Genomic DNA, 11,272 nt, shown 5'->3' with positions numbered 1-11,272 from the left:
CCGTCGAGCCCACCGACCAGCCCAGCAGCATCGGCACCAACGCGAGCCCCGCACCAATCGGCGAGTGTCCCCCCTGCTCCGTCATCCACAGCGGCACCCACGCCGACATCGTGTAGAGCAGCGCTCCCGCGAACAATCCCCCCGCGAGGCCACTGAGCACCGTCCGGTCCTTCACCAGCGTCGCCGGCAACAAGGGCGCCGCCGACCGGCGCTGCTGCCGCACGAACAGCGCCGCCACCGCCACCGCGCCCAGCGCGCACACGCCTCGCGCCCGCGCCGCGCCCGGCTCCAACGCGAACAGCAACAGCGCCACCGTGCTGCCCGCCAGCACTGGCCCCCACCGGTCCAGCGTCACCGACTCGCGCCGGGGTGGATCCCGGTAGGACAGGTGCAACAACAGCGCGGACAGCACGCCCACCGGCAGGTTCACCAGGAACACCCACCGCCACGAGGCGTGCATCACCAGCCAGCCTCCAATCAGCGGCCCCAACGCATTCGCCGCGCCCCACGCTCCGGTGAACAGACCCTGGATGGCGGCCCGCTCACGCAGCGTGTACAGGTCCGCGCTGATGGTCAGCGTCGTGGGCTGCAGCGCCCCCGCCCCCAGCCCCTGCATCACCCGGAAGCCCACCAGCGCCGGCACCGACGTCGCAAGGCCACACAGCGCCGAGCCCAGCAGGAACAACCCCATCCCCGCGAAGAACACCGGCTTGCGCCCCACCCGGTCCGCAAGCTTGCCGCTCACCAGCACGCCCACCGTCGAGGCGAACAGGAACGCGGAGAACACCCACGGGTAGAGCGAATCGCCCCCCAGCTCCCGGGTGATGGTCGGCATGGCGCTCGTCACCACCGTGCCCTCGAAGGCACTCACCACCAGCGCCAGCAACACCGCCCCCGTGGCCACGCGCCGTGCCCCGCCCGGCTGCATCCGGCTGCCCGCGTCCACCGTCACGCCGCTTCCATCCATGCCCCTTGAGTATGCCGCCAGCCGCCATGCGGAAATCGCATCTTCCGCATAGAGTCCTTGCGAAGAACGCATGACCTCCGAACAGCTCCGCGCCTTCCTGCACGTCGCACGCGAGGGCCGCGTCTCCACCGCCGCGCGCGGGCTGGGGCTCTCCCAGTCCGGCCTGTCCCGACAACTCCAGACGCTGGAGGCGGAGCTGGGGGCCCGACTCCTGGTGCGCACCCCTTCCGGCGCCGTCCTCACCGACGCCGGGGAGCGCTTCCTCCCCCATGCCACGCGCGCCCTGGAAGCCCTGGCCGCGGGCCGCGCGGAGCTGGAGCGGCTGTCCGGGACGCCTCGCGGCCCCGTGGTGCTGGGCGCCCTGCCCACCGTGGGCGCCTACCTGCTCCCGGACCTGATGGCCGCCTTCACGCGCAGCCACCCGGAAGTGCGTCCCCGCCTGAGCCAGGACCACGCGCCGGTGCTGGAGGAGGGCGTGGCCCGGGGAGGCCTGGACCTGGCCATCCTGTCCCTGCCCGTGCGCCGCGTGGACCTGGTGACCCAGCTGCTGTGGGATGAGCCCCTGGTGCTCGCCGTGCCTCGCGGCCACCGGCTGACGCGGCTGGGGCGACCCGTGGCGCTCCAGGAGCTGACCGATGAGACGTGGGTGCGCATCCCCGGCATGGTGGGCGCACGCGCGGTGGAGGCGGCCTGTGAGGCGCGTGGCGTGACGCCGAAGGTGGCGCTGGAGACGGACACCGCCGAGGCCCTGGGCCGCATGGTGGAGCGGGGCCTGGGCGTGGCGGTGGTGCCCCAGCTCATGGCGAAGGACGCCCCGGCCCACGGCTTCGACGTGGTGCCCCTCACGCGGGGCAGCCCTCGCCGGCAGGTGGCGCTCGTGCACCGGGGACAGGGCTACCTCACCGCCGCCGCGCGCGCCCTCAAGGACGCCATCACGGAACACGTGAAGCAGCACTTGCTGCCGACGGTCCGCTAGCCTCCCCCGAGCCTGGGTGGACGAGCAGACAGGCATTGAACAGGCATCCGGCTGCTCCGCGTCCGGGTCTCAGGGAAGGCTTCCCTGCCATGAGGGGATCCCCTAGAACTTCGCCCCTGTCGGTGAGCCCCGGGAGCTGGACGACGTGACGGCGGATGAGCTGTTCAGCGGTACCGGTGAGATGGCTTCCCGGATGCGCGAGAATGACTGGGCCGCCACGCCCCTGGGGTCCGTGGAGGGCTGGCCCATCTCACTGCGGACGCTCGTGCGGACGATGCTGCACTCGCGCCATCCCATGTTCCTCTGGTGGGGCCCCCAGCTCATCCAGCTCTACAACGATGCCTACGTCCCCAGCTTCGGCAGGGGAAAGCACCCCGCGGCGCTGGGGCAGCCCGGCCGCGAGTGCTGGCCGGAGATCTGGCCCATCATCGGTCCGCAGATCGACGACGTGATGCGCGAGGGCAAGGCCAGCTGGAATGAGGATCAGCTCGTCCCCATCTTCCGCAACGGCACCATCGAGGAGGTCTACTGGACCTACGGCTACTCGCCGGTGTTCGACGACGCCGGGAGGATTGGCGGCACGCTGGTGGTCTGCACCGAAACCACCGCGCGCATCCTCGGCGAACGGGCCCTGCGACAGAGCGAGGAACACCTCCGCCGGGTCGTGGAGGCTTCAGGCGCCGGCACCTGGGAGCTGGACACCGCCTCCGGTCAGATGCTGGGGGATGCGCGGATGGCCGCGCTCTTCGGACTGCCGGACCCCTCCGGCTTCAGCCTCCAGCAGATGCTGGAGCGTGTTCATCCCGACGACCGCGAACGCCTTCGCGGCGCCATCGACTCCGCGCTCGCCGGTGAGACGGGCGGCCGTTTCGTCGTGGAGCACCGGGTGTTGGACACCACGGGCGGCGCCCCCCGCTGGGTCGAGGCGCGCGGGCAGGTGTCCTCCGACGCGGCCGGAAAGGCCGCCCGCGTCATCGGCACGACGCTCGACATCAGCGACCGGAAGTGGGCGGAGGAGGAAGGACACCGGGCCCGGCGGGAACTCCAGGGGTTCCTGACGCAGGCCCCTCTGGGCGTCGCGATCCTCAGTGGCCCGCGCCACGTCTACGCCTTCATCAATGCCCCCTTCATGGACATGCTGTTCGGTGGCCGGCCGGCCACGGACCTCTTGAACCGCTCCGTCCGGGAGGCGCTGCCGGAGCTGGAGGGCCAGGGCTTCTACGAGCTCCTCGATGGCGTCTACCAGACGGGCAGGAGCTTCCACGGCGCGAAGCAGCGCGCGTCCATGGTCCAGGCCGACGGAAGGGAACGGGAGCTGTTCGTCAACTTCACCTACCAGGCGAAGCGCGACCCGTCCGGGCGGATCGACGGCATCCTGGCGGTCATCTACGAGGTGACCGACCAGGTCAACGAGCAGCGGGAGATTGAACAGCTCGCGGAGAACCTTCGCGCGGCCATCGTTTCGCGGGACACATTCCTGGGGGTCGCCTCCCATGAACTCAACACCCCCCTGACCACGCTCAAGCTGCAGACGCAGATGAGCCGGCGCGCCTTGTCGAAGCAGGGCGCCTCCGCGTTGCCCCCGGCGCGACTCGAGAAGCTGCTCGACACCACGCTGCTCCAGGTGGAACGGCTGGGGCGCCTGGTCAATGACATGCTCGACGTGTCCCGCATCAGCTCCGGGAAGCTGACGGTGATTCCCGTGGAGACGAACCTCTCCACGCTGGTGGCGGAGCTGCTGGAGCGCTTCGCGCCGCAGTTCGAAGCGGCCGGATGCCGGCTCGTGACGGAGCTGGAGAACGACGTCATCGCGCCGCTCGACGCCATGCGCATCGAACAGGTGCTGACGAACTTCATCATCAACGCCATCAAGTACGCGCCCGGCAAGCCCGTGCACGCGAAGGTGGAGCAGCGGGGCCCCAAGGTGAAGGTCAGCCTCCGGGACGAAGGCCCGGGCATCCCCAGGGAACATCAGGACCGGATCTTCGTCCGGTTCGAGCGTGCGACGTCCTCGAGCGAGGCCAGCGGCCTGGGGCTCGGCCTGTACATCGCGAAGCAGCTCATCCAGGGACACGGCGGAACGATCGCGGTCGAAAGCGAGCCCGGCCGGGGCGCCACCTTCAGCTTCGAGCTACACAGCACCTAGGAGACGCCCATGCCTCGCACGGACAGCCTGGTGGAGTACACGTTGGAGCTGCTGGAGCCGCTCGGCCCGGTGCAGGCCCGCTACATGTTCGGAGGCTGGGGCCTGTCCTACGCGGGCCGGATGTTCGGCCTCATCATCCAGGGCCAGCTCTACCTCAAGGTGGATGACGTCACCCGCCCCGCCTTCGAGGCCGAGGGCTGCCGGCCCTTCATCTACGAAAGCAAGGGCACGGCCCACCAGATGAACTACTTCACGCCCCCGGCGGACGCGGAGGACAACGGCCGCATGCTGCTGCCCTGGGCCCGCCGCGCCGTGGACGCCGCGAACCGCTCCGCGCAGAAGAAGCCCGCCGCGAAGAAGAAGCCCGCCGCGAAGAAGAAGCCCGCCGCGAAGAAGAAGCCCGCCGCGAAGAAGGTCGCGGCGAAGAAGGCCCCCGCGAAGTCGAAGGCGAAGCCGCGCGTCAGGCCGTCTTGATGGAGGCCGCGTCGCCGAGTCCCAGCTCGGCGACGGAGACCTCGCGCATGCGGAACTTCTGCACCTTGCCCGTCACCGTCATGGGGAAGCTGTCCACGAACTTCCAGTGACGGGGAATCTTGAAGGTGGAGATGCGGCCGGCGCAGTAGGCCGTCAGCGTCTCGGCGGTGAGCGTGGCGCCGGACTTCAGCCGCACCCACGCCATCACCTCCTCGCCGTACTTCACGCTGGGCACGCCGATGACCTGCGCCTCGCTGATGTCCGGATGCGTGTGGAGGAACTCCTCCACCTCGCGCGGGTACACGTTCTCCCCGCCCCGGATGATCATGTCCTTGATGCGGCCGACAATCTTGACGTAGCCCTCCGCGTCCATCGTCGCCAGGTCGCCGGTATGCATCCACCCGGCCCGGTCCACCGCCGCCGCCGTGGCCGCCGCGTTCTCCCAGTACCCGAGCATCACGCTGTAGCCCCGCGTGCACAGCTCGCCCGGCTGTCCCAGCGGCACCACCGCACCCGTCTCCGGCTCCACCACCTTCACCTCCAGGTGCGGATGCACGCGGCCCACCGTGGACACGCGCTTGTCCAGAGCGTCATCCAGCAGGTTCTGCGTGGACACGGGCGACGTCTCCGTCATGCCGTAGCAGATGGTGACCTCCCGCATGTGCATCCGCGACTGCACCTGCTTCATCACCTCCACCGGACACGGCGAGCCCGCCATGATGCCGGTGCGCAGCGACGTGAGGTCGAACTCGCCGAAGCGCGGGTGGTCCAGCTCCGCGATGAACATCGTGGGCACGCCGTAGAGCGACGTGCAGCGCTCCGCCTGGACCGTCTGGAGCACCACCAACGGCTCGAACGCCTCGCCCGGAATCACCATGGTCGCGCCGTGGGACGTGCAGGCCAGGTTGCCCATCACCATGCCGAAGCAGTGGTAGAACGGCACCGGGATGCACACGCGGTCCTCCGGGCCGTAGCGCAGCACCTCGCCCACGAAGAACCCGTTGTTGAGCACGTTGTGGTGCGACAGCGTCGCGCCCTTCGGGAAGCCCGTGGTGCCGGACGTGTATTGGATGTTGATGGGGTCATCGAACTGGAGCGACGCCTCGCGCTCCGCCAGCGCCTCCACGCTCACGGCCGCGCCGACCTTCACCAGCCGGTCCCAATCCGAGTCCAGCACCAGCGCCTCGCGCAGGCCCGCGCACCGGGGCCGCACCTCCGCGAGCATCGCCGTGTAGTCCGTCTGCCGGAACCCCTTCGCCAGGAGCAGCACGCTGACGCCCGCCTGGTTGAGCGCGTACTCCAGCTCCGACGTGCGGTAGGCGGGGTTCAGGTTGACCAGGATGGCGCCCGTACGGGCCAGCGCGTACTGCGCCACCGTCCACTCGAAGCGGTTGGGCGACCACAGCCCCACCCGGTCCCCCTTCTGGACGCCAAGCGCCAGCAGCCCCCGGGCCACCTCCGTCGTCGCATCCCAGAACTGGCGCCACGTGACGCGGTAGTTCTGCGACGCCACCACCAGCGCCTCACGGTCGCCATGCCGCTCCACGGTGCGGCGCAGGTTCTGACCGAGGGTCTCCCCCAGCAGCGGGGTGGTGCTGGTGCCGTGGGCATAGGACAGGGCGGAGGTCATGCCTCCATCGTCCCCACGGCGGCCCCTGCTCGGCAAGCGCCAGCGTGGTGGGGTGGCCCCCGGCTGTCCGCTCGAACGCAACCGGTGCGCGTTCAACGCAGCCGCCATCAGCGACTGGCCTCACCCTCCCCGGCGCGGGCCCGACGGGGTCTCCGCACACGGTCCACGCCCTGGCACGCGGCGCAGGAGTAGAGCGTGCGGGCCGCCAGCGTCTGGCCCTTCACCTTCGCACCGCAGCGCGGACACGGCAGCCCCGTGCGGCCATACACACAGAAGCGCTCCGCGCGCTTGCGCCCCGGAGACGGCAGGGGCGGCGCGCCGGGCGTGACGATGAGCCCGTCGCGCGCACCGTCCTCCAGCAGCGTCCGCATCGCACTCCACAGCGTGTCGAACGCGTCCCGCTCCAATTCGCACGCGGGCAGGAGCGGCGGCAGTCTGGCGAGGAACAGCGCCTCCGCCCGCACGATGTTGCCCACGCCCGCGATGCGCCCCTGGTCCAGCAGGGCCTGCGCCAGCGGCATGCGCCCCGACGTCAGCCGCGCATACGCCCGGTCCGGTGAAGCCTCCGCGCGAAGGGGATCCTCGCCCAGCCGCGCACGCAACGCGGCCTCCCCTTCCGGGGTCAGCAGCTCGCACGCGGAGGGCCCCGACAGGTGCAGCGTCGCCGCGGTCGACGCCAGCCGCAGTCGACACGCCAGGGAGGGCGCCGGCGCCTCGCTCCGGAAGTGGCGGATCCGACCGAAGAGTCCCAGGTGGATGTGCAGCCGCACGTCCTCTTCGAAGACGTGGAACAAGTGCTTGCCGTGCGCGTCCACGCCCAGGAGCACCCGGCCGGAGAGGACGCGCGCGGCCCTGTCCAGCCGCCCCTGGGGCGAGTCGGCCGTGAAGCGGCGTCCCACCAGCCAGCGGCGGTGGACCCTGGCAACCCGGTGGATGCTGTGACCTTCGGGCATCCCCCTGGGTAACCCCGGCCTCCCCTCCTCGCCATGACGCGCCGCGACCCGCCCCTCGTTCTCCGGGCAGCCGGGCGGCCGCGACGTTTTGCCGCCGACGGCATCTGCGTACGGAACCGGGCCGTTACGCCTCCAGGGACCGAAAAAATGCCAATCCGGCCTCGTTCAGATGTTCCTGCGCTTGAAACAAAGAAACCGGCCCCCTGGCACGCTATCCTGACGCAACGCCCCATGGACGATCCGAACGCCCGACTTGTAGCCACCCTGCTGGAGGCGCGACAGCGCCACTGCTTCCCCCCGGATGTGCGCAAGGCGGCGCCGGAGTTCGTCGCGCAGGTGCTGGGGCTGCTCTTCCCGCACTTCGCGGAGCGGCTGGAGTGCAACGCCGCCGCGGTGCGCCGGGACGTCACCGCCGTGGAGGCGAACCTCCAGCGCATCCAGGGGCTGCTCGCGCCGCACTACCCCAGCACCGACGCCAGCCTGTCCACGCACTTCATGGCGGGGCTGCCGGACATCTACGCCTGGCTCCAGCAGGACGCCCAGGCCATCTTCGAAGCCGACCCCGCCGCGCGCAGCGTGGACGAGGTGGTGCTCACCTACCCGGGCTTCTACGCCATCGCCATCTACCGCGTGGCGCACGCGCTGCACCAGTTGGGCTTCCCGCTGCTGCCGCGCCTGCTCACCGAGTACGCCCACCAGCGCACCGGCGTGGACATCCACCCGGGGGCCACCATCGGGCGCCGGTTCGTCATCGACCACGGCACGGGTGTCGTCATTGGCGAGACGACGATGATTGGCGACAACGTGAAGCTCTACCAGGGCGTCACGCTGGGCGCGCTGATGGTGGAGAAGGCCCTGGCGGACAAGAAGCGCCACCCCACCCTCGAGGACGACGTCGTGGTGTACGCGAACGCCACCATCCTCGGAGGCACGACGGTGGTGGGCAAGGGCAGCATCATCGCCGGCAACGCATGGCTCACGCAGAGCGTGCCGCCCCAGTCCGTCGTCACCCGCCGCAGCGAGGTGCGCGCGCGCCACGGCGACGAGGGGCTGGACGTCCTCGACTACCAGATTTGAGAACCCCCAACGCAGTGACCTTCCCCGCACAGGAGACGCCATGAAAGTCGACAGCATCCTGCAGACCATTGGCAACACGCCGCACGTGCGCATCAACCGCCTGTACCCCTCGCGCGTCACGGTGCACCTGAAGCTGGAGCGCGCCAACCCGGGCGGCAGCATCAAGGACCGCATCGGCCTGGCGATGATCGAGGACGCGGAGAAGAAGGGCCTGCTCAAGGAGGGCAGCGTCATCATCGAGCCCACCAGCGGCAACACCGGCATCGGCCTGGCGATGGTGGCCGCGGTGAAGGGCTACAAGCTCATCCTGGTGATGCCGGAGTCCATGAGCATCGAGCGCCGCCGCGTGCTGGCCGCCTACGGCGCCACCTTTGATTTGACGGAGCGGGCCAAGGGCATGAAGGGCGCCATCGCGCGCGCCACGGAGCTCGTCGCCCAGACGCCCAACGCGTGGATGCCGCAGCAGTTCGAGAACGAGTCCAACATCGAGGTCCACAAGCGCACCACCGCGCAGGAGATCCTCAACGACTTCCCGGACGGGCTGGACTACCTCATCACGGGCGTGGGCACCGGCGGCCACATCACCGCGTGCGCGGAAGTGCTCAAGGCGAAGTGGCCCAAGCTGAAGGTGTTCGCGGTGGAGCCCGTCAAGTCACCCGTCATCAGCGGCGGACAGCCGGGCCCGCACCCCATCCAGGGCATCGGCGCGGGGTTCATCCCGAAGAACCTGCACACAGACGCGCTCGACGGCACCATCCAGGTGGATGAGAAGGACGCCTTCGAGTTCGCCCGCCGCTCCGCGCGCGAGGAGGGCATCTTCGTGGGCGTGTCCTCCGGCGCCTCGCTGTCCGCGGTGAACCAGAAGCTCGCGGAGATGCCGGACGGCAGCCGCGTGCTGGCCTTCTGCTACGACACCGGCGAGCGCTACCTGTCCGTGGAGAACCTCTTCCCGGCGCAGTAGTCCCCTTCGCCGGAAGGTCCGGGTGCGGGCGCTGCCTGCCTCACCCGGGCCGGTACGCGCGCACCAGTTCCACCAGCCGGTCCATCTCCGCGGGCGTGTTGTAGAAGTGCGGCGACAGGCGGATGCGTCCGCGCCGCACGGAGTGGGCCACCTTGCGCTCGGACAGGTGCGCGCTGAGCGCCCGGACGCTGGCGCCCGGCGGCAGGAAGGTGAGGATGCCCGCGCGGTCCTCCGGCGCCGGCCCCACTTCACAGCCCAGGTCGCGAAGCCCTGAGTCCAGGCGAGCCACGAGTTCGCCAATCCGTGCACCGATGGCGTCCGTCCCCACCTCCAGCAGCAGTTCCAGCGCGGCGCCCATCGCGTAGATGCCAGGGTACGCGGCGCTGCCCTCCTCGAACTTCGCCGCGTCCGGGCGCAATTCGAAGTGGGAGCGATTGAAGTTCCACGCGTCGGTGGTGCTCCTCCAGCCGACCAGCGCGGGACGCACGCGCGGGAGCACGTCCTTCGCCACGTACAGGAACCCGATGCCGGAGATGCCCAGCATCCACTTGTGGCTGTCCGCACTGAGGAAGTGGATGCGGCTCTTCTTCACGTCCACCGGGATGCAGCCCACGCTCTGGATGCCGTCCACGCAGAGGAGCACGCCCGCGCGTTCGCACAGTGCGCCCAGGGCATCCAGGTCCGTGCGGTGCCCGGTGGCGAACTGCACCGACGACACCGCCACCAGCTTCGTGCGAGGGGTGAGCACCGCCGCCACGGCTTCAGGGGTCACGCCCCCGTTCGGCGTGGCGATTTCACGGACCTCCACGCCCCGTTCCTTGAGGTGCAGCCAGGGGTAGACGTTGGAGGGGTATTCGAGGCTCGTGGCGACGGCGACCTCGTCCCCGGGCTTCCAGTCCAGCCCTTCCGCCACCAGCCCCAGCCCGTGACTGGTGTTGCGCACGAAGGCCACTTCTTCCGGCGAGGCTCCGATGATGCGCGCGGCGAGCCCCCGCACGTGCTCGCTGTGGGACTCCCAGCCGCGCTCGTGAAGGATGCCGTGGTGCACCAGGTCGTCCATCCACCCCTTCACCGCGGAGGCCGCGCGCAGGCTGGTGGGCGCGACGCCCGCGTGGTTGAGGTAGAGCTGTTCGCCGAGGACGGGGAACTCGGCGCGGTAGGACTCGAACGGGGTGCTCATGGCCCTGGAGTGTAGCCACGCGCCCCGAATTGCGGACGGGCGCATGGGGACGAGTGTGCACTCCTCGGAGGGATCAATCCGCTCAAGGCTCCGAGCGCCCGCCGGACCAGTGCTACAGGACGACCAGCAGGCCCAGCGACGCGGTGGGGTACACCGTGCGCAGGCCCAGGTTGCCCGTGCTCACCTGGAGCGTGCGCACGTCGGTGAAGGTGAAGCCCGGACCCGCGCGCGCCGACAGGCCCACGCGTCCGGAGCCCGGCCGCCACATCACGCCCAGCGTCGGCTCCAGGAACGCCGTCGTCGTGTACTCCTTGGTGTCCGGCGACGCGACGGTGGCCCGCGCGATGAACTCCTCGTAGCCCACCGCCATCCCCAGGAACGGCCGCACCGTGCCGTCCGCCAGGAAGGCCAGCGTGTAGCGCCCATCCACGCCCACGCCGAAGTTCAGCTTCACGTCGCCGCCCTGCACGCCCGTGAAGCGCGCCTTCGCGCCCAGCGACCGGTTCCACCCGCCCGCGCGCCCCATCAGGCCGAACGCCAACCGCGCGTCCTTCGACGCCGCCACCTCCGCCCGCACCCCGTAGAGCGAGCCGTCCAGCGCGGGCGGCTGCAGCTCCAGCAGGAACGCCCCACGCCGCTGCTGCTCCTGGCCCGTCGACGAGCGGCCCACGTCCTGCGCCAGCGCCGGCACCGACAGCAACGACACACCCACCGCCACCGCCGCCTTCACCCACCGCATCGACCGCTTGGACTCGACTCGCATGGACCGTCTCCTTCGGTTTAGCCGCGCGACTAATTTAGTTACACGACTAACTAAGACCCTCAACGCAGGATGTCAAGCCGTCGGCTGTTCGTCCGTCCTTGCGGGGTGGGAGGCCGTGCCCTATGGAATCGGGATGCCTCCCACC

10 protein-coding genes are annotated in these 11,272 nt (G+C 70.2%); 5 read left to right on the top strand and 5 right to left on the bottom strand.

Annotated elements, in window-relative coordinates; translation table 11 throughout:
• On the bottom strand, nt 1–967 hold a 967-nt coding region (locus tag D7Y13_RS30325; RefSeq protein WP_120630853.1), incomplete at its 3' end, for an MFS transporter.
• A gap of 70 nt (nt 968–1,037) precedes the next feature.
• Between D7Y13_RS30325 and D7Y13_RS30320 the strand changes: the two genes are divergently transcribed.
• The 3 genes from D7Y13_RS30320 to D7Y13_RS30310 all read left to right on the top strand — a co-directional run bounded on the left by D7Y13_RS30320 (nt 1,038) and on the right by D7Y13_RS30310 (nt 4,563).
• On the top strand, nt 1,038–1,943 hold the full coding sequence (locus D7Y13_RS30320) for a LysR family transcriptional regulator (RefSeq protein WP_120582268.1): 906 nt from the start codon (nt 1,038–1,040) through the stop codon (nt 1,941–1,943).
• Nucleotides 1,944–2,088: 145 nt separating this feature from the next.
• Nucleotides 2,089–4,089: a sensor histidine kinase gene (locus D7Y13_RS30315; RefSeq protein WP_120582269.1), complete on the top strand. Its 2,001-nt coding sequence runs from the start codon at nt 2,089–2,091 to the stop codon at nt 4,087–4,089.
• 9 nt (nt 4,090–4,098) lie between these two features.
• Nucleotides 4,099–4,563, top strand: coding sequence for a TfoX/Sxy family protein (locus D7Y13_RS30310; protein WP_120537025.1), 465 nt, complete (start codon nt 4,099–4,101; stop codon nt 4,561–4,563).
• Here the strand turns inward: D7Y13_RS30310 and D7Y13_RS30305 are convergent.
• Together D7Y13_RS30305 and D7Y13_RS30300 are read right to left on the bottom strand one after the other, a co-directional pair.
• Nucleotides 4,550–6,193, bottom strand: a complete 1,644-nt coding sequence (locus D7Y13_RS30305; RefSeq protein WP_120537024.1) for an AMP-binding protein — start codon at nt 6,191–6,193, stop codon at nt 4,550–4,552. The two genes, D7Y13_RS30310 and D7Y13_RS30305, sit on opposite strands and share 14 nt — an antisense overlap.
• Before the next feature lie 107 nt (nt 6,194–6,300).
• Complete coding sequence (locus D7Y13_RS30300) at nt 6,301–7,146, bottom strand: Fpg/Nei family DNA glycosylase (RefSeq protein ID WP_120582270.1); 846 nt, start codon at nt 7,144–7,146, stop codon at nt 6,301–6,303.
• A gap of 231 nt (nt 7,147–7,377) precedes the next feature.
• Here D7Y13_RS30300 and epsC point away from each other — a divergent pair, with 231 nt between their 5' ends.
• Together epsC and cysK are read left to right on the top strand one after the other, a co-directional pair.
• A complete protein-coding gene (gene epsC / locus D7Y13_RS30295; protein ID WP_120537022.1) occupies nt 7,378–8,223 on the top strand; it encodes a serine O-acetyltransferase EpsC in 846 nt (281 codons plus the stop codon).
• Nucleotides 8,224–8,263: 40 nt separating this feature from the next.
• Nucleotides 8,264–9,184: a cysteine synthase A gene (cysK, locus tag D7Y13_RS30290; RefSeq protein ID WP_120537021.1), complete on the top strand. Its 921-nt coding sequence runs from the start codon at nt 8,264–8,266 to the stop codon at nt 9,182–9,184.
• A 40-nt stretch (nt 9,185–9,224) separates the two neighbouring features.
• Here cysK and D7Y13_RS30285 read toward each other — a convergent pair whose 3' ends face one another.
• Nucleotides 9,225–10,364 carry an aminotransferase class V-fold PLP-dependent enzyme gene (locus tag D7Y13_RS30285; RefSeq protein ID WP_120582271.1) on the bottom strand — a complete coding sequence of 380 codons (1,140 nt, stop codon included), beginning with the start codon at nt 10,362–10,364 and terminating at the stop codon, nt 9,225–9,227.
• Between the two features lie 112 nt (nt 10,365–10,476).
• Nucleotides 10,477–11,127, bottom strand: coding sequence for a hypothetical protein (locus D7Y13_RS30280; RefSeq protein ID WP_120582272.1), 651 nt, complete (start codon nt 11,125–11,127; stop codon nt 10,477–10,479).
• Nucleotides 11,128–11,272 lie beyond the last annotated feature (145 nt).

It is taken from the genome of Corallococcus praedator, assembly GCF_003612125.1.
GTDB lineage: Bacteria > Myxococcota > Myxococcia > Myxococcales > Myxococcaceae > Corallococcus > Corallococcus praedator.
The sequence above is the reverse complement of the archived record's forward strand: the minus strand, read 5'-3'. Positions and strand labels throughout refer to the sequence as shown.